This window comes from Lunatimonas lonarensis (assembly GCF_000390185.1).
GTDB lineage: Bacteria > Bacteroidota > Bacteroidia > Cytophagales > Cyclobacteriaceae > Lunatimonas > Lunatimonas lonarensis.
Window position 1 is genome coordinate 122,715 of the sequence record NZ_AQHR01000088.1, and the last position, 25,503, is coordinate 148,217.

Below are 25,503 nucleotides of genomic sequence, written 5' to 3' on the forward strand. Positions count from 1 at the left end.
TACCGCTTATGACTGCTTCAACAAACCTGTCCACCGACCGGCGATCCTTCATTCGACTGGCTGCATTGGGTGCCCTGGCGACCCAATTGCCCTTGCTTTCTGCCCTAGCCGCCACCAATCGTACCGGCGTGGTAGTACATTCCTATGCGGCGAGGTGGCAATCTAAAACCGCCGATGAGCAGTTTCCCCCAATCACCGATGCCCTGGGACTCTTACGGCACTGTCACAGCATCGGGGCTGGAGGCATACAGACAGCCATACGGGGGTGGACAAATGCATTCGCCCGGCAGCTAAGGGAAGAAAGCGAGCAGGTTGGGATGTATGTGGAGGGGTCTGTCGCGCTGCCCAAGGATGCTTCCGTCCTCGGCCTTTTCGACCAAGAGGTGCAAATCGCAAAGGAAGCTGGCATCAACGTACTGCGATGCGTAAGCCTAGGCCCTCGGAGGTACGAGTCCCTGCATAGCTACCAGGAATTCCTCGACTTCCAAGAGCGAGGGTTAAAAGCACTGCAGCTTGCCGTGCCCATCCTAGAGAAGCACCGCATGCGCTTGGCGGTAGAAAACCACAAAGATTGGCGGAGCGAGGAACTTTTGGCCATTTTACACCGGCTTGAGTCCGAATGGGTGGGTGTGACGTTGGATTTTGGAAACAGCATCGCACTGATGGAAGAACCACTATACACAGCTAAATTACTGGCACCTTATGTATTCAGCACCCACATCAAAGACATGGCGGTAGACCTACATTCCAATGGATTTAGCATGTCCGAAGTACCTTTGGGTAAAGGCATCCTTGACCTCCAAAAAATTGGTCAACTATGTCGACGCTACAACCCTCAGGTCACTTTCAACTTGGAAATGATTACCCGAGACCCTTTGGTGATTCCATGCCTTACCGACGGGTATTGGGCCACATTCGGAGATAGGGTACCCGCCTCCAGACTTGCAGGCATCTTGGCCATGGTAACGCAACACCGTAACCCCCTACCCAAGGTCAGCCACCTGCCCGCCAGGGAACTGCTGGCGCTGGAAGAAAAAAATGTGGTAAGCTCTTTGGCATACCGAATAAGATAACTTAGTTTTAGGAAATAGCAGAAACCTGAAAAACAAGAACCCTAAAAACCATGAACCAACCCCTACCCGGCATCAAACTGTTTGACCTCAGCGGTAAGACCGCGATCATCACCGGCGGCTCCAAAGGTCTAGGCTTAGCCATGGCTGAGGGGCTTGCTTCTGCCGGAGCAACTATCCTGATCGCCAACCGAAACGCCGACGAAGGCCGGAAAGCCGCCGAACAGGTAGCGGCAAATTACCCCGTAAAGGTCGACTCCTTTTCAGTGGATGTAACCGACGAAGCACAAACAGCGGCCATGGCAGAATTTGCCATGGACAGGTTTGGTCGCATCGATATCCTGATCAACAGTGCCGGCATCAATATTCGGGGGGCCATAGATGAGCTAACCCTTGGGCAGTTCGAGGAAGTCATGCGCATCAACGTCACCGGCACTTGGCTATGTTGCAAGGCAGTGACCCCTTACATGAAATCCCAAAAAAGCGGCAAGATCATTAACCTCGCCAGCACACTGGGCCTAGTGGGCTTGGCAAACCGTACTCCCTACACGTCCAGCAAGGGGGCCGTCGTGCAGATGACGCGGGCATTGGGCCTGGAACTGGCTCCTTTCCACATCAATGTAAACGGCATCTGCCCGGGCCCTTTTCTCACAGAAATGAACCTGCCCATCGCCCATACCGAGGAGGCAAAAAGCTTCATCGTTGGGGCCACCGCACTGGCTAGGTGGGGGGAATTGAAAGAGATACAAGGAGCAGCCATTTTCTTGGCCAGCGAGGCTGCCGATTATATGGTGGGATCCATGGTAACTGTAGACGGTGGCTGGACGGCGAAGTAAAATGTCCTAAAACGAAGATTATCCCTTCGGGATGGTAAAATAAAACGTAGACCCTTCGCCAAGCGTGGATTCCACGCGTATTTTCCCTCCCCAGGATTCCACTTGTTTTTTAGCAATTGACAGGCCTATGCCGGTTCCGGCATACTCCTGTTGATTGTTCAACCGCTGAAAGATGACGAAAATACGCTCATGGTTTTCAGGAGCTATGCCAATACCCTGGTCGCTGATACTGATTTCCCAATAACCCTCCAATTCAGCCGACTGGATGGATATCACAGGTGATTCCCCCGGTTTGGAATAGTTTATGGCGTTATCCAGCAAACAATGTAAGGCCTGGATAAGCGGGGCTTTGCAGCATTTGACAGTAGGAAGCTTGGCAACATTCAACTTAACAAATTTATCAGACATTACTTTTCTCCTAAGCAACTGATAATCCGCCACGAGTTCAGCCAAGTCCACGTACTCGATTGAATCCTCACATTTTCCTGCCCTGGAATACTCCAGTAGGTCAACCACTATCCGCTTCATCCGCTTGGCACCATCTGAGGCAAAGTGTATGTACTGATTGGCCTTTTCGTCCAACTGATCCCCATACTTTCTCTTCAACTGATCCATAAAACTGGAGATCATTCGAAGAGGCTCTTGTAGATCATGGGAAGTGATAAAGGCAAACTGCTCCAATTCAGCATTGGATTGCTCCAGTTCATGGGCGTATTTTTTCAGCGAATCGTTCAGGGCAAGCAACTGCTGCTCATAGGTTTTTCGTTCGGTAATTTCCTCGCAAATAGCTACCGACAGTATGGGCGCACCCTCCTCGTCCCTAACAAATACCACATGAAGGCGAACCCATACGATCGAACCGTCTTTGCGTACATAACGCTTCTCATTTTTGTATTCCGCTTCGCCCCTCGCAGCTTTGCTGTATATCTCCCAGTCCCGCTGTCGGTCATCCGGATGGGTCAACTCTTTGAAATTCATCGCATATAACTCGGCCTGACTATATCCTGTTATCGTTTCGTAATATGAATTGACCAAGGTAATTCTACCTGTTCTAGGATCTGCCTGCGCGATCCCGACGGAAGCGATATCAAAAATCGTCCTGTACTTAGCCTCGCTCGCCCGCAACTTTTCCTGTGCGACTTTTTGGTCGGTTATATTCTGGCTTAAAATCGCTATGTCCCCTGCAAGAGGAACAACAACAATCCGAAGCCAGGTAGGAGTGGAAACAAGATCACCTGCGTAGACTTCCTCCATGATCTTGGAAACGCCTGAGTTTGCCACCTCCACATACGACGAAAAGAGTGGGGTTTCCCGATGGGAAGGAAACAACTCCAACAGGTTTCTGCCGACAATCTCATTGGAGTCGATGCCGTTTATTTTTTCAATGGCCTTATTCTGGAAAATCCATGTAAAATCAACAACTTTTCCATTTTTATCGCGACAAGGTCGCAGTAGGGAAAATCCATCTGGAGAGATTTCCTGCACAGCTTTAAACCGATGTTCACTTTTTCTAAGCTCTTCACTGATCCTTGCCATGCGAAGTTCCAATCCCTTTTGCTCGGTAATGTCCTGAACGGTGCCTTCACACGCGATGGGAGTACCATTATCAGACCGTTCCAATCTCCCGATCGCATATACCCATTTCACGCCGCCCTCATCGAGGATAATACGAAAAACGACATCCAACTCCCTCTCTCCTGCAAAAACGGCATCTCGCTCCCTATCCACCATTTCCCTGTCATCGGGATGGATCGATTGCGCTAAACGATCAAAATTCAGCTCAACCCGATCCTTGTTTTTGCCAAAAATCCTGTAAACTTCATCAGTCCAGTAGACGTTGACCCCATCCGCTTCCATCCGCCAGTATCCGATCTTGGCCATGGCTGAAAGAGCCTTTAGCTTTTCCTCAAAATCCCTCAACCGCAGCTCACTGCTCTCTTGTTGCGTCACATCCCTACCAGTGACTGCAAAACAGCAACGTCCGTCGGTCTCCACCTTGTGGACGTGAATCTCCAAACGTACGCTCCCTCCCGTATGCTTTCTGTGGGTAAACACACCTAAACAGGCGTTTACTCCAAATTCTTTCACCTCATCATGCGCATTCAGAAAACTGGCACATTCCTCCACACAGATCAGGTCCCGCAGGTTCAAACCCAAAAACACCTCCCGTTGGAAACCAAAGAGGTCAAGCGCTGCCTGGTTCACATCCATTAACTGAAGGGAGGACGGGTCGTATACCCAAGACGGAAAAGGATTTAGGGCAAAAAAACTGCTATAGTTTGCATTGACTACCATCATCGTATTCTACAACACTATTAGGGGTTGGACCCGCAACCATTCAAATCAATAAGCTTCTAAATATACATAAATAGGCGGAAAACTGCCTAACCTGTAAACCTACCCCTTTCCTAACTCCGGCTATTCCCGAGTAAAAACTAGACTTTTCAGCCATTTAAATTACCACAACTATTTGAAGGGCAACGAAAACCGCCCATCAGCCAAAATTCGCTATCAGCAAAATCAATCCCATGGCAGTGAGGGACAGAATCACCGTCCCCACACTATGGGAAATATACCCCTTCTTTATATCCATACCGGTCAACTGAGTCATCGCCCAGAAGAAACTGTCATTGGCATGGGAAACCGCAATGGCACCTGCCCCAATAGATAGGACGGTAAGGACCTTCATCTGTTCGCTATCCAGCCCAAGGGTCACCATTAGGGGCAACATAATAGAAGCGGTGGTGACCAGTGCCACGGTAGAGGAGCCCTGCGCGGACTTCAGCGAAAAACCCATGAAGAAGGGTAGCAAAAGGCTGTAATTCCCGCGAAGGAGAGACGCCCCCACATGATCCGCAATGCCCGAATTTTCAAGCATTTTACCAAACACCCCACCTGCTCCGGTAATCAGAATCACCGGAGCAGCTATCAAAAGGGCTTCTCCAAACCAACCCGAGGCGGAAAGGAGCTGCACATCAAATTTTTCGGGAAGGGAAAAAGACAACAACACACCAATAAGCAGGGCAATGATGGGATTGCCGGCAAACAGAATGACATGTGTGAACAGGTTATCCTCTCCAAAGGGACGGGTGGGATAGGCTGCCACCGAAGCCAACACAATCAGCACCAAGGGGATGATCACCGGAAGAAAGGATTTGCCGAGGCTTGGATACTTCTTCTTTACCGCCTCTCCTTCCGCGACTGCAAACACAGGCTCCAAATGGAACCTCGAAAGGTAGTATTTGCAGTAAAAATAACAGGGCACCAATCCTACCGCACTGATGATCAAACCATAAAAGATGATCATCCCCAAGTCCGCTCCCAATATCCCGGCGGCCGCGATAGGACCAGGGGTGGGAGGCACCAGCGAGTGGGTAGCCGTTATCCCCAAGGTGAGCGCCACTGTCGTAGCCAAAAACGGAAGCTTACCCTTAAATGACAAGGACTTATTGATGGGGTTCAGCATGATAAAGGCACTGTCTCCGAATACCGGGATGGATAAAATATAACCGGTGATCATCATACCCAGCATGACAAACTTTTTGCCTATCCAATTCAGCACCTGCTGGGCAATTACGAAAGCCCCACCCGTTTTTTCGAGGAAGGTTCCGATAATAACCCCGAATAAAATCAGGAGGCCGATTCGCCCCAGTACTCCTCCAAACCCATCGGAGATGGACTTAACGATGAGGTCCGTGGACATACCAGTCGACAATCCATAGAGAATTGCCCCAACAAACAACGCAAGAAAGGGATGTATATTAAAACGAATGATGGCAACCAGAATAAGGGCCAAGGCCATCAATACAAAAAGAAAAATCGACATAATGCAGGTCTTGGGTTATTGTTTTGACAACCAATATACTCATAATGGATCCAAAAAACACAGGACAGAACCATTATTGACAAAAAAATGAGTGGTGCGTGAAGAAATTTGCCTCTGGATCTGTCCGGATTGGTTTATAAAGGTAAAAAATGCAAAAAAGTGGTTATATTGAGCTGTAAACCAAACATAACCCGACCGATGTGGTACTTCATGCTTTTTCAATGGCTATTGGCCGACCCAGCGCCCGCGCTTACGCCCAGATTCGAAACCCAATTACTGGATGACCAAGTGGCCATAGGCTATGGATTGGCCATTGGTGATGTGGATGGGGATGGCAAGCCCGATATCTTGCTGGTAGACAAAAAAGAATTTGTCTGGTACCGGAATGGCGACTGGAAACGCTTCGTGATGGTCGAAAACCTCACCGAATCAGACAATGTATGCATTGCCGCCGCGGACATCAACGGCGATGGAAAGGTTGAAGTGGCAGTAGGTGCCCAGTGGAATCCGGGAGAAACCAGCGATCCTGCCAAATCCGGATCCGTGCATTACCTGATCCGCCCCGCAGACCCCACGCAAAAATGGACCCCTGTGCAGCTGCATCACGAGCCGACTGTACACCGCATGCGCTGGGCCAAGGCAGGTGATTCCTACCAGCTTATTATGGCTCCACTCCACGGTCGGGGCAATAAAGGCGGTGAGGGTGTAGGTGTAAACATCATTGCCTACGAAGTTCCGGCAGACCCTACCCAAGCCTGGCCCCACCACATCATCGACAATACCATGCATATTACCCACAACCTGGACGTCTTTCCGGAAGAAAATGGGGACGCCGTTTACATAGGTGGAAAAGAAGGAGTCAAGGCGTTCCAATTCAAAAATGGCCGCTGGGTCGCACACAGCGACGGGGAATGGCTTGTCCAAGGGCATTCGTTTGGCGAATTACGCATAGGTAGAGGTCAGGGAGGACGGAAATTCCTTACAGCCATCGAACCCCTTCACGGCAATCTCCTGACAACATACATACCCAATACCCAATTATTTAGACGGGAAAACCTCCAGCGTACCGTCCTTACCGACCAACTGAACCAAGGTCACGGACTGGCAGCTGTTGATCTGCTGAAAATGGGGCAGGATCAGTTGGTGGTGGGCTGGCGCGAAAAAAACCCGGCGGGCGAAATCGGCGTACAGCTGTACATCCCCAACGCAGCCAATGAATGGGATGTGGTGTGGGTAGACGAGGGTGGCATGGCCTGCGAAGACCTACAGGTAGCAGACCTGGACGGAGATGGAAGGCCCGATATCATCGCCGCAGGACGAGCCACCAACAACCTAAAAATTTACTGGAACAGAAGCCAATAAGCCCACTAAAACTCCCGCACTATGTACGCCAAAAGCATCCTCACATTGGGAATCATCCTTGTCAGTATCTGGCTCACACAGGATCTATTTGCCCAAGATTTGTCTTCCAAGGCAAAAGCCTTCCTAGAAACATTGGATCCCAACCTGCGACAAAAAGCCACCTTCCCCTTCGATCACTCGGAGCGGTTTAACTGGCACTTTATTCCTAGGGAACGGAAAGGCGTAAATTTTCACGACCTAAACCCCGTCCAGACGGAGGCCGGCCTACAGCTACTCAAAGCTTCATTGGGATTGCCCGGACAGGAAAAAACACAAGCTATCATCGAACTGGAAAACGTTCTTAGGGTGGTGGAAAACCGCCCTCCCAACGACACCTACCGAGATCCGGACAACTACTTCTTCTCCCTCTTTGGCACTCCCGACGCTTCTGGGGAATGGGGATGGCGCTTTGAGGGACACCATGTGTCGCTTAACTTTTCGTCCAAACGGGGAACGATTGCGTCCGCTACCCCCACCTTCTTTGGCTCTAATCCCGGAATCGTCCAAGTAGATTTGCACCGGGGCAAACAGGTGCTCGAAAAGGAAACCAACCTAGGATTCGCCTTCCTCGAAAGCCTCGACGAATCACAAAAAGCAATCGCAATCTACACGGACAAAGCACCCAATGACATCCTAACAGGCAACGACCGAAAAGCCTCCCTGCAAAGCCCAAAAGGCATAGGCTACTCCCAGCTGACCAAATCCCAACAGCAAATGTTGGAAGAGTTGATTGCCGTTTACCTAATCAATTACACAGATTCGGTGCGTGATCGATTATGGGGAAAAGTCCGAAGTACCGGCATACAGCACGTACACTTTGCCTGGGCCGGAAGTACGGTTAATGCCATCGGGCAGCCCCACTACTACCGTATTCAGCACCCCGATTTACTGATTGAGTACGACAACGTTCAAAACAACGCCAACCATGTACATACGGTAGTGCGTGATTTGAACAATGATTTTGGTGAGGATGTATTGGGAAACCACTACAGCTATGGACATTCCCACCAAGCAGAGTAACCTGACTGCTATCGAACGTAATACCGATGAACGCCCGACGTGTAAACAACTGTAAATCCATGAAATCGAGCATGGAGCAAAAGACACACAATGGGATGACTTCTTTAAACGCAACCTGCCGGAAGGCAGGGTTTCCATATGGCCTTTGAAAAAAAAGTAAAATAATATGAAAAGATCTCTAATACTACCCGTGATCGCCCTCCTGTTGGCCTATTGCACCCCCCCGGCCGACGAAAAAAGCCTGCCCCTACAGGTAGCGGATGCTTATGGGTTTCAAAACCTGGAAAACATAGCTGAAATCTCCTACACCTGGAATGTCCGGCGGGATAGCGTGACGGTAGTGTCCCGCGACTGGAGATGGAACCGGGTCAAAGGCGAAGTGCATTATGCTGGGCCCGATACAACGGTCACTTACCTGCTGGCCGAAAAAACACCCGAGTTAGACGCCATTGACCAACGTTTTATCAACGACAAGTACTGGCTGATGTTTCCATTTCAGTTGGCTTGGGACAGCGGCTATCGCTATGAAGTGGCGGAAAACCTATCCTCCCCCATACAGAAAATACCTGCCACCAAACTTTCCATCATCTACAATGACAGCGATGGCTACACGCCCGGCGATGCCTACGATCTATATCTTAACGACGACCTCCAAATCGTTGAGTGGGTATTTCGGAGGGGAAATGGACCGGAGGGAAGAGCGGTAACTTGGGATAATATCCAGAATTTCGAAGGTATTATGCTAACCTTGGACCATAAAAACGACGCGGGAATGCAATCGCTATGGTTTACCAACGTGAAAGTTGTCCCCAAATAGGCCATTGACAACTGGCCACAACATATAAGCCATCAAATACACTTTCCGCCCGGCCTAGATTTGGTCGGATGGCAAGATTTTTTTTGTAAACTTACCCAAAAAGTAGTCCGACCATCGCTTCATATAGTATCAAATACATGTTTTCTTCCCCTCCCATTGACCTAAGAACCACTGCACTGTGCGCCTTGCTTTTTGTTACTGCGAACGCCCCATTCACCTATGCCTTTCAATTCCATCAGGCTATTCTCGCAAGCGAGGACATTACCCTCCACGAAGACGGAAGTTGGTGCTGGTTTCAGGATGATCGGGCGATTTTACGAGGCGACAAGGTGCTTTTTTCCGGAGTCACCTCCACAGGAGACAATACCGTGACAGAATGGAACCTGAAAACAAACCAAACGCATTCCTTCAACCTGACGCAAGGAACACTCCCTCCGGATGACCACAATGTAAGTGCACTTATGGTACGTCCTGATGGAAGGTACCTGGCGGTTTATGCCGGCCACTCCATTGACTCGCTTGTGAGATTCCGTCTTTCCGACCAGCCTGGGGACATACGCAGCTGGGGACCAGAAGAAACCTTCAAGACGAACGGCCGGGTATGTTATTCCAATGTATACCGCCTAAGTGAAACCGAAGAGACGTTTAACTTTTACCGTGGCAATCAAAACAACCCCCATTTCCTCCTTTCCAACGATGACGGCAGCCATTGGGAGTTTGGAGGCAGGCTTTTTGAGGATTTCGGACGTGCCTACCTTCGGTATGCATCAGACGGAAAACGCAGAATCCATTTTATCACCACAGAAGAGCATCCGCGCCACTACAACAACAGCATATATCACGGATATTACGAAAAGGGAAACCTGTACCGGAGCGACGGCACCCTGGTAGGGCCTATTAGCCGAACCGCCAGCAGTCCCTACAAACCTACCGATTTTACCTTGGTATACGATGGAGACCGATCTACCCGTGCGGATGTGGCCTGGACCAGCGATATCCGCTTGGACGAATTCGGAAGGCCCTATGTCGTGTTTTCTGTAACCAAAGACCCCATTACCCGAGGGGAAACACGAAATACGGCTCTAGGCGGATTTGACCACAGGTATCATTTTGCCTCATGGGATGGAGAACGTTGGCAAGAAAGGGAAATCGCTTATGCGGGTAGCCGGCTGTACCCCGGTGAAAACGAATACACAGGACTCATTAGCCTCCATCCCCTCCGATCGGACGTTGTGTACATCTCCACCGACGTAGATCCCAAAAATGGAAAACCATTGCTGGTGGATGGCGAACGTCGCTACGAGATCTTCCGGGGTATCCGCACCACCGAGACCCAATGGGAATGGACCCCTGTCACCTACCAGTCCAAAGAAAACAATATCCGGCCTATCGTCTTGGCCGACGAGGAAAAAGAAATTGTACTTTGGCTTAGCGGCCGATATTCTACCTACAAAGATTATAAGTTGGCGGTGAAAGGAAAGGTCCGGATAAACCCATCCCGCCTCTCTGAAGCCAAAAAAGCCAAAAATGGAGAGAAACTCGTCACCTTCTTAATCAGTGAAGACCCCAATAATTACGAGGCAACCTGGACGATTCCTGCATTTGCCAAGGCACTTCAGGATGACAGGGGATACCGAACCCAGGTACTGATAGGTTCCGGGCCTCGGGAAGGGTATACACTTCCTGCTATCGAAACCATCCCCGAATCGGACTTGCTGGTGGTGTTTATCCGGCGGGTAGGACTTCCAAAAGACCAATTGGCTTTGATAAAAAACCACTTGGCGCAGGGCAAACCCCTGTTGGGCATCCGAACGGCCAACCATGCTTTTTCCATTCCTCCCGAATCCCTTCAGGAAGGTCACGAAGCTTGGTGGGACTTTGTTCCCGCCATTTTGGGACATGAAAATAGGGGGTATGGATCCGCTGAACAGCCAACCCAAGTATCCCTACAGCGCAAGCATTCGATATTAAAAAACTTTCCGGTGTCGGATTGGACAAGTCAGGGCAATATTTACCTGATCAGTCCGCTACTGCATTCAAATACCCAAACCTTGCTTACCGGCAAATCGGCGGGGCATCAGGAACCTATTGCCATCCTCCGGCGGGCAGGAAAGAGTAAAGTGTTTTACACTTCATTGGGTTTTCCGACGGATTTCAGTACCACGCCATTTATCCAACTGCTCTACCAAAGTATAGACTGGACACTAAAATAAATGAAAACGAGGCCACCAAAGGCGGAAAGAGCTAACTTGTCCATCGCTCACCAGGATATCGACTGTCAAGCCCGCAACCTGCCTGCCGAAAGGCAGATATCCCTATAAACACGGACAAATTGTGACCCCTGAAAATCAATTATAGACACATGAAATCGATCCTTCTTTGTACGCTCCTATTGTTTTGCATGGTACCAAAAAGCCATGCCCAAAACGACATGACTTGGAGAATAGGCCTCAGCAAGAGCGTGATTACCCCTGAGACGCCCATGTGGATGGCCGGATATGCAGCGAGGACCACCCCCGCCACGGGCGTCTACCATGACCTATGGGCAAAGGTAATGGTACTGGAAGATCAAAGCGGTAAGCAGCTTGTACTGGTCACCTCCGATATTCTTGGGTTTCCAAAGAAAATGTCCGACCGAATTCGCCGGAAACTTCTGGAAACATATGGCTGGAACCCAAGTCAGATCATCCTCAATGGAAGCCACACCCACTCTGGCCCCGTACTGGAAGAAGCCCTCTATGATATCTACCCCCTGGACACAGAGCAACTCGCCCTTGTGAAATCTTATTCCCAGTGGCTGGAACAGCGCGTACTGACCCTTGTGGAGGAGGCACACCAAAACCTGCGCCCAGCTAAACTTTCCTCTGCCAACGGGGTAGCTCGATTTCAAGTAAACCGCAGAGAAAATGTAGAGCGGGACATTGCCTCGAAGACCGCTCTGGCCGGGCCTATAGACCATGCCGTTCCGGTAACCAAAATTGAAGACCAGGCAGGCAACCTCCTAGCCATTTTGTTTGGCTATGCCTGTCATCCCACTGTTCTTGACCATTATTCCTGGTCTGGTGATTATCCTGGTTTTGCCCAGATCGAATTGGAAAAGCTATATCCCGGAACCATGGCCATGTTCTTTCAGGGTGCCTCCGGAGACCAAAACCCCATCCCACGCCGTACCCTGCCTTTAGCCAAGCAATATGGAAAAACACTGGCCGCAGCCGTGGAACGGGTATTAGAAGAAGAAATGCAGCCTATGGCAGCTACTGCAAAAACCGCTTACGCCGAAATCGATCTGCCCTTTGCCCCGGCACCCAGTCAGACCGAACTTACCCGAATGGCCAACGAACAATCAGGCTACCTGAAACGCTGGGCGGAACGGATGTTGACCGAGCAAACACAAGGAATTCAGCACCCGACCAGCTACCCCTATCCCATTCAGGTATGGCAATTGGGCCATCAGTTGATCTTTAACCTAGGCGGGGAGGTTACGGTGGCCTATGCCAATGCCTTGAAACAAACCTTTGGGCAGGACAGCTTTGTAATGGCCTATTCCAACGACGTGATGGGATACATCCCTTCGGAAATCATCTTGGAAGAAGGGGGATACGAAGGCTACTCCTCCCAAATGGTCTACGGGCTGCCTAGCACCTGGGAAAAGGGCATAGAGGAACGCATCCTCACCGCCATTGGGCAACTGGCCGAAGAAATCGACCTTCGGCCCCTTCACCTTCCCACGGAAGGAAACTAATCTACACTTGACATCAACGAACGTAAATACCATGTACAAACTATCTTTTGTCCTTCTTGTCGTTTCATTAGTAGGTGTCTCCTCCTCTCTGCGGGCGCAGGGGGAATGGGAAACACTCTTTGACGGATCCAATATGGACAAGTGGCGGGGCAAAACAGACCCGGCCTTTCCAGCACATGCCTGGAAATACAAAGACGGCGTCCTCTTCCTGTACGGAAAGGGCGGAGATATCATCACCAAAGAGGTTTACAGCGACTTTGAACTGGTCTTTGAATTCAACCTCACCGAAAAAGCCAACAGCGGCATCAAGTATTTTGTGGGAGAACTGGTAAACGAGGAAACCGGAACCACCATGATCAATGGTCCCGAGTACCAGATCATCGATGACTTCAATCATCCTGAGATCAAAAAGGACCCCAACGGGCTGAGCTCAACCGCCTCCGGCTACCTGTTGTACGCCCCCAAAAACAAAACCCTTCACCCCCACGGGGAGTGGAACAGCGGCAAGATAGTGGCCAAAGGAAAAAAGGTAGAGCATTGGCTCAACGGCGTTAAGGTCGTGTCCTACAAGCGGGGAAGTAAGGACTTTCTAAAGCGTAAGGCACAGACCAAGTTCAAAAACGACCGAAACTATGGCGAGCTAAAAAGCGGCCATATCCTTCTTACCGATCACGGAGATCAGGTTTACTTCAGAAATATCAGGATACGAAGATGGTAGGTACCCGGATGCGGCCTACTTACCGGCCAAAAGGCTGAATGTATTGCGTTTGGCCGAAAGAAAAGACACTTTCAATAGCTTAAATTGACTTACTGTTTCATGTTTTCGCCATCACTCGAAAATGGCCGGATCGGTCAGAATAATCAGATCCGCAAGGCTTGCATAGGATGCCCAGTCGGGATCCTTAAAATCATCGGAGGGAAAACAGCTGATCGTGAACACATTTGGCTTTTTGGTGAGATGGTACAGTTCCTCTACGGTACCTAAGCGACTGTCGCTGTGAAAACGACCGTTTATGTGCAGGATCGGCGTCTTTCTATCCTTTCGGTAGGATAGCCAAATGCTTTCGGCCATGGTGGCATCCCGCAACAGCTGGGCATGAAAGACAGATGGCCCCATGCCGTGGCCATGCCCCCCCATGGCTTCGTCAAATTTCCGCTGATAGGCAGGGCGCTGTGTATCAATAGGCAACCGTACCATCCACCGACGGGCCTCCTTTGGAAGTGCCTCCAAATCCGCCAATCCCCTTCTCGCTACCAGGTTGGCGTAGCGGGTGGGCACATTGGCGGCAAGCACCCGCTGCCCCGATCCTTTGGCCAACTCCACCAAGGGGGCATAATCTGCATAATTCCGCCAGGCCTTGCCCTCCTCTTTCAGCTTCGCTTCGGTGATATGGCCCTGTAAGTACTCATCAAGGACCAGTTGGGCGTCCCGCTCAAACATTTCCATGCTAAGCGTCACAGATCCATAGGCCTCCAGCATTTTGGCATATAGGGCATGTTGCATGCGGTGAGCGATGCTGTCGTTATGTTCCTCGCCGAAAAACACCACATCTACCCCCTCCAAGGTAGCTACTAACTCAGGGAGCGATGCTTCCCTTCCTTCGGATACCAGGTATAATTTGGCGCTTTGCATCCACTCCACTTGGGCGTTTGTAGGGGAACCCACCCAAAAACAGATTCCCAGCAAGGCAATTAAGCGGCAGTTCATCATGTCTATTTAGCCCATTCGCGGGTGTTTGGTAATTTTTGTCACTGAAAACAGACCCAAAAGGTACCAATTTTGTATCCATAAACGAGCGGGGGAACCGTAAAACTTTCCGAAGAAAGTCTTACCCGTCGCAATCAAGCAGTGAAAACCAAAAAATAAGACAAAGATGTTTTTCGAATTAGTATACGACAAAAGTTTGGCGCAGGCCAGTTACGTGATTGGATGTCAGGCCGGGGGTGTGGCCGCGGTGATCGATCCAAAGAGAGATGTGGACACCTATCTTCAGATAGCAAAGGCCAACAACATGAAGATTACCCACATTTTGGAAACCCATATCCATGCGGACTTTCTAAGCGGATCCAGGGAACTGGCGGCCCTAACCGGTGCCGAGCTCTACCTCTCCGACGAGGGGGATGAAAACTGGAAATACGCCTTTCCGCATAACAAGATCAAGCACGGAGACAACATCAAACTGGGCAACCTGAATTTCGAAGTATTGCATACACCGGGGCACACCCCCGAGCACGTCAGCTTCCTCCTGACCGATAAGCCTGCATCCCACGAACCCGTGATGCTATTTACCGGTGACTTTGTATTCGTCGGTGACGTGGGCAGACCAGACTTGCTGGAACAGGCCGCAGGCCTTAAAGGCACGCAAGATGTGGGAGCCGCGCAGATGTTCGATTCCCTACACGAGTTTGTCCAACTCGGCGACTATATACAGGTATGGCCGGGACACGGGGCAGGTTCCGCCTGCGGCAAGGCCTTGGGTGCCGTACCAATGACCACCGTAGGGTATGAAAAAATCAGAAACTGGGCTCTACAGCTGCTCAACGACAAAACAGCCTTTGCGAAGGAATTGCTAGCCGATCAGCCCGAGCCGCCGAAGTACTTTGCGATGATGAAAAAGCTGAACAAGGTAGACCGAAAACTCCTAACTGAGGTTCCTAAGGTACCCAATCTCGGCGAAAAAGCCTATAGGGATGCGAAGGCCGCCGGCCTCAAGCTGATCGATACCCGTAGCCCCGAGCAGTTTGCCCAGGGATTCCTACAGGGGTCGTATAACATCACCCATAACAACTCCTTCTCCACCTGGATGGGCTGGTACCTGAACTACGAGGAGTCCTTCGTACTGATCGCCGAGGAAGCGGAGATGGACGAATTGACCCGCAAGCTGATGCGCATAGGCCTGGACAATATCCACGGATACATCAGCCCCACCCAACTGAGAGCCTATGAATCCGGCAACCTGGCAACCTACCAGCCTATAGACCGAGAGGAAGTGGAAGCGGCCCTGGAAGCAGGCAATACCCAGGTAATCGACGTGCGCGGCGTGGCCGAATACAAGAAGGGCCATATCGAGGGTGCCGACAACCTCTTTGTGGGCAAGCTTACGGACAACTTGGACAAGGTTGCAAAAGACCGTCCCGTAATCGTACATTGTCAGAGCGGAGGCAGGGCGGCAATCGCCTACTCCATCCTACGGGCGCACGGCTTTGACAACGTGAAGAATTACGCCGGAGGCTGGGTCGACTGGAGTAAGGCAGTGGCCGTACACGGCTAATGGCCCGGCAAAATAACAAATCCTCCTCAGGCCTTACCTACACCATCAGGTAAGAGCCTAGGGGGATTTTTGTTCCTCATAAAACGATGCTGCGGCAGGTTATTTTGACAAGCATATTTCCCTTTAATTCCCCATGATTTATCACATAATCTTGTTAAAATCCTGAAAAATTAAAACCTTGTGTTCTCAGGATAAAACAGCAATGCGCATGAAAAACGAATGGATTGTCGTCTCCACTTTTTGCTGAAATTTGCTCTCATAATTTTTTTTTAAAATTATGATTTCTATAACTTACCGTTTTTCAAACGCAACACAACTATGAAAAAACATTGGATAGAACCTGTTTGGCATTATTTAGACATTGATTTAGACTTAGGTCTAGAAGATGATGCTGCGGCAACTGGAAGTGCATCTTGAATTAAGAAAAAACATCGGATTGATCCTAAATTGGAGTAGATGCCTATCCTAAAATTGCTCAAAAACGGCATTGGATGGTTCTGTTACAGGAGGTTCTTTCTAATCACCAAAGGTACGCGAGATAAACGTCAACAAATCACCCATCTCCTGCTTACTGATGTCAACTTCCAAGCCGGGGTGCATGGTAGATATACGCAGGGCCTAAGTCTTCTGGGTCTGCTAGTGATTCCGCACCTTTGGTGCTTTGGTATCACTTTAATTATGCTTCCTTGGGCCTTGCCCAAGGCTAAAGATGGTACACCTTTGGTGCGGATAGTTGAGTAAGCAATAAGGTTGCGACGGAAAAAAACATAGCCCACATGCCTTTGAAAATCGTTCGGCCACGCTATTCTAGCACCACCGGTGCAGTAACCATTAGCATGGCCTGTTAGGGCTACGCAAACGGATCATCACAAGTCCCGAAAGCACCAATGGTGCGACGATAAATAAAGATTCTGAGATCCCGTACAGGGGATTAAATAAAGACCAGATGGCATAACGCTGCTTTTTCCCGACTCTCCTTGCCATTACCCCCCCTGCTTAATAAACGCAAGTAAATCCGCCATCTCCTGCTTGCTGATGCCGGCTTCCAAACCGGCGGGCATCGCCGATACGCCGAGGGTCTGAATCGTTCGGATCTGATCCCGGGCGATAGTACGCTCCACCCCTCCCGCCTGCCGAATGGACAGAGCCGTCGTAGTCTCGGAGGCAACCAGCCCCTGTACCGTCTCCCCTGTTACCAGCTCCAGCGACCATAGGTCGTAATTGTCCGCAATGGACAGGTTGGGATCCAGGATATCGCTTAATATGTTTTCCAATCGCCGGTTTCGTAAAGATGCCAAATCCGGCCCAAAGGCCTGGCCACGGTCTTTGCCCATCTGATGGCACACGGCGCAGTTGGCATCATACACCTGTGCGCCTGCAAGGGCCGATCCTTCCAGCGTCAGTGACTCGGCATAGGAAGCCAACACACCTTCCCGCTCCTGTTCATGCCGGGTGAGTATCTCCCGAGCCCGCGCCTTTAGCGCCAAATTCTGCTGGTTCATCAACTGCACCGTGCGGGGCCAACCCAAGTGGGAAGGGTGCACCACTCCCTCGTCCAAGGCATCCAATAAGGCGACGATATACTGCCGCTTGGCCATCAGCACTTGTAGGGCCGATTCCCGAAGTTCGGGCGTTAGTCTGGACCAACGTCCAAACAAAAAAGCCGGCACATCTTCTTCCGATTGCTGCGCCAACTGACGCAGGGCCGCCCGCTGCACGGGAAGCGGTTCCGTGCTGCCAATCCAGCTCTTCAGGTTCTCCATAAAATCCGACTCGGGATGCATAGCAACGAGGCGTAGGTACACCGCCCGCTCCTCGCCACTTAGCCCAGGATCTTTGGCCCATTGCTTCGCTATCGCCAGCTGCTCACGATCCAATACCATTCGCTTGGAGCCCAATTTTTCCAATAATTCAACCGCGGCACCCTTAAGTTCCAAATCAGACTGCCCCAATACAGCCGACGCCAGTGCCTTTGAACGAACATCTGATATAAGGCCAAGTTTGGAGGGATTGCGCAGGCCCTCCTGAATCCCACTGAGCAAAGGCCCCTGCCAAGCCCTAGCCGGCTGGGCCAACCCTTGATCCAAGTACCTACCCAATACCTCCCCATCACCCTGCACCGCCAACATGCGGCCAAGCTTTCGCACCAGAGAACCCATCGATGCATTGTTCGGATCATACGCTTCCAGCAAAAGGGGCAACATGGGGCCTACCTGCTCGAACCTTGCCGAAAGGGCCGCCACCTGGACCCACTCATCGGCCATGTCCTGCATCAAAAGCTTTTGCCGTACCGAAGGTACCTCGGGATGTTCCGCAAAAACCAGTGTGTTCATCAATTGAAACCGTACCTGGGGGTCGGAGTCGGCCGAGAGGGCCAATAGGGACTTGGTAAGCGGCAAGGAATTAGGCAAACGGCTTTCCGCCAGCCTTACGGCATTCATACGTATGCCTGCCGATGCGGATTGAAGCGCATCCTCAATCAGTTTGTCGGTCAATTGACCCATTCCCTCCAGTGTCCAGAGCGCATGGAGTCTGCCAAGCTCGTTGGCGTCATCCACTGCCAAGGCCAACAGGGACGGAATGGAAGATGGATCCCTGCGATCTACCAGTAGGCGCTGTGCGTTTTTCCGCCACCACTGATTTGCATGGGTCAGGTAAGATACCAGTTCGGCCGGACCTGCATCGCCCAGCAGCAGCCGATGGCTCCAGGTGGCCCTACCTGTACCTTTAGGCGTGATGCGGTAGATCCTGCCCTGGTCGGTACCGTTATATAGGGCCCCGGACTTGACCACCTCTTCGGCCATCCACTCGGGATGCTCGATGATCTGCCGGTAATAGTCTACGACATACATCGCCCCGTCCGGTCCCACGTAGAGGTTTACGGGACGAAACCAGGCATCCTTGGACGCCAGGAATTCGGTGTTTTCAAGTAGCCTTCCGGCGGAAAAGGTAGCACCATTGGCCGTGAGACGGTCGGCATGAATCAAGTTGCTGACGGGCTCGTTGACAAAGTACATCCCCTCAAAAGCTTCCGGAAAGGCACCGCCCAGGTAGATCAGCGGGCCACAGGCCGAGGTCATTACCCCTATATCCGTGAGCAACTGATGCTCGGGCTGGTGGGTCACCGAATAGACCTCGGCGGCATTTCCGTGATCGGAAATGGACTGAGTGGTATTCGATACCGGAAAATAGGGATTATGCCCAAGGTACTCCGCACGAATGACCTCATGGATGACGTGGTTGTTATTGTTGACCAAAAAACGGTTGCCATGCGCATCCCAGGTATGACCAAACTGGGTGCGACTGGACAATAGCTCCAAGGAATGCCCCTCCGGTTTAAACCGAACCCCACGGCCTGCGGCGTTCACGGGTAAGCGCACACCCGCTGCATTTGCTGGAAAGTGCACTTCGCTGCCTTTATCTCCCAGCAGTTCTTCGTACTGATTGGTGGTCACCGCAGGTTCGTGGCCCAGGTAAATCCAGTTATCCATCGCCAAGCGGGGGCTGTTGACATTGTGCTGCGGATTGGACCGGGCAAAACCGGTCAATAGGACCTCCTTTATATCAGCCACTCCATCCCCATCGCTATCTGCTAAGTACCACACGTGGGGAGGGTCGGTCACCAATACCCCCTGCTTCCAACGCATGATGCCTGTGGGAAGTACCAGGCTATCAGCAAACACCGTACTCTTGTCCATCACTCCATCCCCGTCGGTATCTTCCAAAAGCTTTACCTTACCCGTGCCGCTGAGATCCAGCGGATATCCGTGCATTTCGACCACATACATGCGTCCGTATTCGTCAATCTCCATATCCACTGGGTCAGCCACCAAGGGCTCAGCAGCAATCAGCTCGATCTGAAAACCCTCCATCAGCTCAAAGGAAGGGATGGGCGGAAGTTGATCCTGCTTCGCACCCGAACAAGCTAAAACTGCGGTAAATCCAAGTATTGGCAATAGGGATCTGAAAACCCAAGTAGGTAGGTAAGGAAATGTAACTTTCACGATTAAAGCGGTATTACAATGAACTGATTTTTTCATAAAATGGGTGAACAGGCATGAAATAGGTAAAGCCATGGGGGTGTAGTATCACTGTTTCAGGGATTATCAGGGGAGTGGATTCTTGCGGACCTCATGGGGCCATGCAGGTAAGAAAGCACGGCCTGTATCAGGTCCTCTCCGGCACGTGGGGTAAATGCCGAGACCACATCCGTCTCGTAGCCGCCTTGTGCGTAGGCAGCGGCAGTAGGCAAGTACCCCAGCCATCCGTTGGCGTAACCGAAATAATAGGTGTAGTCAAAGGGTGATTTATCCCGAATTTCATTGGAAATTTCGCAAAACAACTCCAGGGGAGCATTCCAAATGGCCAATTGCCCACCCACACGAAGAAATCGGATCGGCAGGCGAATCAGGGGTCTGCCATCGGGAGCCTGTGCGGCATAGGCATGCAGGTCTTCCGGCCAGCCCAGTCCTTCCTTGCGGGGAGTGAGCACCGTCAACCCCCCGGATGACAACGTGATGTCAGAGGAGGTACCCAGCACCTGCTGATAGGCCTCCAAGATCTTATCGCCCAACAATACTTGAAACTGAGACAGATGTCCCGCACGGGGATTTGGGTAGGTGCTGTAGATCGGGGCAATATTGCCGGCCGCACCGTTGATAAAGAGCATGGGCGCACCGATTTTCTCCTCCACGTAGGCCGATATAATGCCCGGGGCATCCCCGCTGATCTCGGTATGGGGCTGCCCGAGCACGGTTCCATGGATCGCATAATTGGCTACCAATGCCAGGGGTTGGTCGGAATCCCGATGATCTACCCGAATCAGCCCAATACGCCGATCAACCGGGCCGTCGGGATTCAGTCCCAAAGAAGCCCGGCCATCCGGACCTATGGCCCGCCGGTTGATATTGGCATTGGAATGGCCCCAACCTATGCCCAGCTTGGCGGGCACGAGCGAGGCCAAAGCTGTTTCGATCGAGGAAACCAATCTGTCTTCCACCAGGCCCGTGTATTCCCTGTCCCACTCGTGTTCGTAGCGTTCACTCATAAACACCTCCGGCAATCCGGGAGGCCCTACTTCAGGGGCCGAATGGGTATGGGTTACCGTCCACCAAAGGTTTTGTGGCTCAATTCCCAGCTCCTGTTGGACACGCGCCGCCACCCGGTCGTACTCTGCTGGTGATACCAAACAGATGTCGGAAGAGATGAGGCAGAAGGTAGTGCTCCCATCATCCAATACCAACACCCGATGATAAATGCGGTCGTGGATGCCGGTGGACTTGCGCGGACCATAACCAACCAGCCACTGCGAGCTTTCGGGGGTGATGTCGGTCTTGACCACAGCCGCACGAAGTCCTTGTGCGGGCGTATGGACCGAGGGAAGTAGGCAGCAAAATAGGATAGTAACCAGTGAGAGAACGGAAAGGCGAAGGAAAGACAGGGACATAAATCTACATGAGAATAACCGTCAAAAAGATAGCGGTTTCTGTCCTCATATCCAACCTTGAAAAACACCAATGGATCAGTCTATTGCTAGGGATGCTTTTCCCGCAGCTCAAAAATGTAAAAACACTGATAATCCTTTTCATAATCATGCAGGACGGCTTGGTCTGTTGCATACTGTATGTAGCGGTTCTCTCCCACTCCAAGCACTAAGTCCCCCGGCTTATCCCAGGCGATGGGATGGCCCTGAACTTCTCCATCCCGTACGGGAATGTAAAAAACTTTTCGGGATTCCTGAAACTTTCGCCTTGCCTCGTTGTCCATTTCTTCAGACAAAAGCATGCCATTACCGCCGGTTTTATAGGCTAACAAAAAAGCATTCCCTTTTCCCATCATATTAAAAAATGTGCCGCTGAGCACCGATTTTCGCCTTCCGGCCTGCACATTTTCCATGGTGGCATCCGCCATGGGAATGCCATGCCACTCATCCGGCTGAGGACGGGGCAATGAAATTCGGTTTGCCGTAGAAAACGAACGGCGGGGATCAACCTGGTATAGTACCGAGTCTCCAAAAAGCACCACGCTGATCAGGTCAGATTCCCTATCGGAAAAGTACACGGGCTTGTCATTCCAGGGACTCAGCTGCCCCTGCATAAAGGCACTTTGTGCATCCAGTTTTCCGCCCTTCCGGACCTCTCCTGTTTGCACATCCATCAAATGTACCAAGTTCAAGGTATCGAAATAATCCACCGGATAGCGGGGAAGGATCTGCTCGCTGATATTGACCAAGGGCCACTCCTTCCCGTCCAACTGATAAGTAGCCAGGTAATCACGAACGGCATGGATCAGCCGAAAACGAACCTCTTGTTCAAATGGGTAATCGCGCCGTCGCACCAATTGAAGATCGTATACAAAAACACGGTTGGTGCCTACCAACACAACCTCATCGCCCACAAATCCCGCCCGATGAAGCACCATGCCAAACCCGTTGGGACCATCTGCCAGCGAATTTTCTGCGACCACTTCACCTGCGTCGTTTACCAAGTAGTAGGTTCCCTCTAACAGCTTCGCAGAAAACAGATACAAACCCTTGTCCTTGTGATAATCCAGCAGGTTGTAAGGCCCCAAGTGCTCGAATGTCAGTGAATCGAAGACCACCAACTCGAATGACTTTCGCTCGGATTCATTGTTTTGTTGCGTTCCACAGGCAGCGTGCAACAAAATAAAAACCGTTAGGATAGAAGGGAGGATGGGAAGCTTCATTGGAACCAAGTTTGAATGAAGCCTTAATTTATTAATTATTTCGTTAAAACTAAAATATTAACAGCTACTTTTCCCGAAGCAACTTAAATTCCGAACCATCCTTCCAAGCCGGCCAAATGTCTGAAAAGGCCAATCGGTGCCCAACACGGTAATAAATGCCCACATCCTCTACGGCTCCTTCGAGGTTCCAGCGGTCTGGATCGTATTCATCAGAAGGCTTGTGGTAATACTGGGCTACGTAGCTATCGGCCAGCTCCTTGCCGAATTCCTTTCCCTTCTCGACATGGTCAATCCCTGTCCCCATGTATAGGGCAGGAACGCCCTTTTTGGCAAAATTGAAATGGTCGGACCGAAAATAAAAACCGGCACTTGGGTTGGACTCTGGTGCCACGTAACGTCCTACCTTTTCCAACTCCTCCGCCGCCAAATCTTCCAGCTCCGACTGTCCCATACCCACCAGCTCCATATCCCGCATCCTGCCATAGGGATTGATGCCGTCCATATTGATATTGGCCACCGTTTTTTCCAAGGGGAACACCGGATCTTGGGCATAATGGGCAGAACCCAGCAATCCCTGTTCCTCGGCAGTAACCGCCAAGAACACCACAGTCCGCTCCGGTTTTTTCGGTGACCCGGCAAATAATCGGGCGATTTCTAGCAATGCGGCGGTCCCGCTGGCATTGTCAAGCGCACCGTTGTAGATCGAATCCCCTCGTTCGTCAGGCTTGCCTACGCCCAAGTGATCCCAATGGGCGGTGTAGACGATATACTCGTCGGCTCGAGTAGTACCGGGGATGGTGGCAATTACATTTACGGAGGAGTTGGTTGCTACCTGAACTTCCATGTCTGTACTTGCCCTTAGTCCCAACGGAATCGGACGAAACGCGGTAGTTCTCGCCTTTGCCAACAACTCACGGTCGTTGTAGCCCGCAAGCTCCAACAACTTCGTAGCCATCGGATAAGATACCCATCCCTCCACAGCCATATCCCTTCCTGTTTCCTGCGCCCCATCAAGGTAAAGTTTGGTAGTATTCCAGCTGTTCTGCACGACATTGAACCCATATCCCGCCGGAATGGTATTGTGGATTACAAGGCATCCCAACGCCCCCTGCCTGGCCGCTTCCTCGAATTTGTACGTCCAGCGTCCGTAGTAAGTCATGGTATTTCCTTTGAAAAACGCTGCATCATCCGATCCAAATCCCGGATCATTCACCAATACGAGCACAATCTTGCCTTTTACGTCAAGACCTTGGTAGTCATTCCAACCGTATTCAGGAGCAACGATGCCAAAACCTGCAAAAACCAGTTCCGCCTCCCCAATGATTAACGGAGTTTCGGTACGCTGTGTCCAAAGCACATAATCCTTGAGGCCTTCGAAAGTATGTACCCCTTTTTCGCTGCGGACTGTCATCTCTCCATTTGCTTTCGTGGTAACCGACTTAAGTGGTACCTGCTGCTTGTAACTCCCGTTGTTTCCCGGTGAAAGGCCCATTTCCCTAAACGTTTCCGTAATGTAGGCGACTGTTTTTGTTTCTCCTTCAGTAAAAGGCATTCGCCCCATAAATTCATCGGAGGAGAGGATTTGAATATGCCTCTCAAGCGCCGACAGGGAAACCGCATGGTTTTCGTCTGCACGTTGCTGACAGGAGAAAGAAAAAAACGTGAGCAGCAGAAAAAAAGATGGAAGCAAGCGACTGGATAGGTAACTATGCATAACTAGTGGGATTAATTTTGTTTCGCTCCACAAGTTAACGTAAAATCAGCAAAGGGGACTAGGTTTTTGGGCCAATACGATAACCCGCGATGCCCAACAAAAACAAAAAATCAAATCTTTTGCTTCAGAACCGAGGTAAATTTTCTTTGAGCATGATTAGAGTAAACGATAGATACCTACATGATCCTTCAATCCGGTCAAAACCTCGAATAAAACCCTTGCAATTGGATCTGTAAAATGAACCGGATCCCGGAAATTTTCATAGTCATTCGTCAACGTGGAAGGGAAGTCAAAGTGGTAAACACTTCCGAGCGACGATAGGTCTTCAAGAAACGTGGCCTCATATTCGTCCACCTGGTATTCAAGCACCTTACTTCGATAATCAGTGTGACTAGGTGGCACCCAAAACAAGAGAACCGTGCCCCTTCTTTCGCAATCAGCCGCAATTTCCTTAAGTTGCTCAAAATAGTCGCTTGGGTATCCCAAATTGGAAAAAAACTTATCGACCTCATCAAGCTTCTTAGACCAATGATATTGCTTTTCGGCCTCAAAATCCTCCGTTGCTTGAGAATCAACAGAAGGGGAGTGGTCGTCAGGAAGCAAACGCTTCCCAAGAAACCTGAACGTAGCATTGAAAGTATGCTTGTTGAGTGTGTAGGCAAGGAAGGAACTCTGTCGCTCGATGGTTTCCTCAACCCAAAATCGTTTGTTAAAACGACTGTACTGACTCAAACTTACACCTATCAAGACGGTATCTAGCTGCGCATATTTTACTGAAAACCAATAGGAATCGATGATCTCTCTTAGGCTAGCCCCTCCATAAGCCAGATTTGACCACGAGCCGTTATCAAATTGAGGATAAATACCATTTGATCTAGAATCCCCTAGTACAAGGTTGCTTTTGGGGTCATTCCGAAAAGCCACCAGCTTAAATAGATGAGGGGATTCTTCCAGGGCTATCTTTGTCTTTTCAGGATCGTGTGAAAAAGGTACCCTGTTAATGTAATTGAAAGGGTCAACGAAAAAGACAACGATCAAATACACCCCGAACGGCAGCATGAAGTAAATTAACTTCTTTATAAACAGCGTGATTCCCATTT

Annotated in this window: 17 protein-coding genes; 9 read left to right on the top strand and 8 right to left on the bottom strand. The window is 50.6% G+C overall.

Annotated features, from left to right (window positions below; all coding sequences use genetic code 11):
- The first annotated feature begins 8 nt into the window (after positions 1–8).
- Both ADIS_RS14860 and ADIS_RS14865 read left to right on the top strand, forming a co-directional pair.
- Positions 9–1,073, top strand: coding sequence for a sugar phosphate isomerase/epimerase family protein (locus ADIS_RS14860; protein ID WP_010855421.1), 1,065 nt, complete (start codon positions 9–11; stop codon positions 1,071–1,073).
- A gap of 50 nt (positions 1,074–1,123) precedes the next feature.
- Positions 1,124–1,906 carry an SDR family NAD(P)-dependent oxidoreductase gene (locus tag ADIS_RS14865; RefSeq protein ID WP_010855422.1) on the top strand — a complete coding sequence of 261 codons (783 nt, stop codon included), beginning with the start codon at positions 1,124–1,126 and terminating at the stop codon, positions 1,904–1,906.
- An 18-nt stretch (positions 1,907–1,924) separates the two neighbouring features.
- On the opposite strand, the gene ADIS_RS22400 is transcribed toward ADIS_RS14865, so the two are convergent.
- Positions 1,925–4,204, bottom strand: a complete 2,280-nt coding sequence (locus tag ADIS_RS22400) for a PAS domain S-box protein (RefSeq protein WP_051113329.1) — start codon at positions 4,202–4,204, stop codon at positions 1,925–1,927.
- Positions 4,205–4,400: 196 nt separating this feature from the next.
- Positions 4,401–5,732, bottom strand: coding sequence for a GntP family permease (locus ADIS_RS14875; protein ID WP_010855425.1), 1,332 nt, complete (start codon positions 5,730–5,732; stop codon positions 4,401–4,403).
- 198 nt (positions 5,733–5,930) lie between these two features.
- Here ADIS_RS14875 and ADIS_RS14880 point away from each other — a divergent pair, with 198 nt between their 5' ends.
- The 6 genes from ADIS_RS14880 to ADIS_RS14905 all read left to right on the top strand — a co-directional run bounded on the left by ADIS_RS14880 (position 5,931) and on the right by ADIS_RS14905 (position 13,430).
- The gene (locus ADIS_RS14880) at positions 5,931–7,094 is read left to right on the top strand and encodes an FG-GAP-like repeat-containing protein (protein WP_155907513.1); all 1,164 of its coding nucleotides are present in this window, start codon (positions 5,931–5,933) and stop codon (positions 7,092–7,094) included.
- Positions 7,095–7,115: 21 nt separating this feature from the next.
- The gene (locus ADIS_RS14885; protein WP_010855427.1) at positions 7,116–8,153 is read left to right on the top strand and encodes a DUF3500 domain-containing protein; all 1,038 of its coding nucleotides are present in this window, start codon (positions 7,116–7,118) and stop codon (positions 8,151–8,153) included.
- A gap of 166 nt (positions 8,154–8,319) precedes the next feature.
- Positions 8,320–8,970 carry a hypothetical protein gene (locus tag ADIS_RS14890; RefSeq protein WP_010855428.1) on the top strand — a complete coding sequence of 217 codons (651 nt, stop codon included), beginning with the start codon at positions 8,320–8,322 and terminating at the stop codon, positions 8,968–8,970.
- A gap of 137 nt (positions 8,971–9,107) precedes the next feature.
- Entirely contained in the window at positions 9,108–11,183 is a 2,076-nt protein-coding gene (locus ADIS_RS22405; protein WP_010855429.1) for a BNR-4 repeat-containing protein, read from the top strand.
- A gap of 149 nt (positions 11,184–11,332) precedes the next feature.
- The gene (locus ADIS_RS14900; protein ID WP_010855430.1) at positions 11,333–12,712 is read left to right on the top strand and encodes a neutral/alkaline non-lysosomal ceramidase N-terminal domain-containing protein; all 1,380 of its coding nucleotides are present in this window, start codon (positions 11,333–11,335) and stop codon (positions 12,710–12,712) included.
- A 7-nt stretch (positions 12,713–12,719) separates the two neighbouring features.
- Positions 12,720–13,430: a 3-keto-disaccharide hydrolase gene (locus tag ADIS_RS14905; protein ID WP_238325445.1), complete on the top strand. Its 711-nt coding sequence runs from the start codon at positions 12,720–12,722 to the stop codon at positions 13,428–13,430.
- A 111-nt stretch (positions 13,431–13,541) separates the two neighbouring features.
- Here ADIS_RS14905 and ADIS_RS14910 read toward each other — a convergent pair whose 3' ends face one another.
- Positions 13,542–14,420, bottom strand: coding sequence for a ChaN family lipoprotein (locus ADIS_RS14910; RefSeq protein WP_010855432.1), 879 nt, complete (start codon positions 14,418–14,420; stop codon positions 13,542–13,544).
- 166 nt (positions 14,421–14,586) lie between these two features.
- Here ADIS_RS14910 and ADIS_RS14915 point away from each other — a divergent pair, with 166 nt between their 5' ends.
- Entirely contained in the window at positions 14,587–15,984 is a 1,398-nt protein-coding gene (locus tag ADIS_RS14915) for an MBL fold metallo-hydrolase (RefSeq protein ID WP_010855433.1), read from the top strand.
- Positions 15,985–16,967: 983 nt separating this feature from the next.
- On the opposite strand, the gene ADIS_RS14925 is transcribed toward ADIS_RS14915, so the two are convergent.
- The 5 genes from ADIS_RS14925 to ADIS_RS14945 form a co-directional block, all read right to left on the bottom strand.
- Positions 16,968–19,988: a PVC-type heme-binding CxxCH protein gene (locus tag ADIS_RS14925; protein WP_162141575.1), complete on the bottom strand. Its 3,021-nt coding sequence runs from the start codon at positions 19,986–19,988 to the stop codon at positions 16,968–16,970.
- Positions 19,989–20,080: 92 nt separating this feature from the next.
- Positions 20,081–21,430 (bottom strand): neutral/alkaline non-lysosomal ceramidase N-terminal domain-containing protein, encoded by a 1,350-nt coding sequence (locus ADIS_RS14930; RefSeq protein ID WP_010855435.1) that lies wholly within the window; start codon positions 21,428–21,430, stop codon positions 20,081–20,083.
- An 86-nt stretch (positions 21,431–21,516) separates the two neighbouring features.
- Positions 21,517–22,689, bottom strand: a complete 1,173-nt coding sequence (locus ADIS_RS14935) for a hypothetical protein (RefSeq protein WP_010855436.1) — start codon at positions 22,687–22,689, stop codon at positions 21,517–21,519.
- A gap of 64 nt (positions 22,690–22,753) precedes the next feature.
- Positions 22,754–24,403 (bottom strand): M28 family metallopeptidase, encoded by a 1,650-nt coding sequence (locus ADIS_RS14940; RefSeq protein WP_010855437.1) that lies wholly within the window; start codon positions 24,401–24,403, stop codon positions 22,754–22,756.
- Between the two features lie 156 nt (positions 24,404–24,559).
- Complete coding sequence (locus ADIS_RS14945; RefSeq protein WP_035806249.1) at positions 24,560–25,501, bottom strand: hypothetical protein; 942 nt, start codon at positions 25,499–25,501, stop codon at positions 24,560–24,562.
- Between the last annotated feature and the right edge of the window lie 2 nt (positions 25,502–25,503).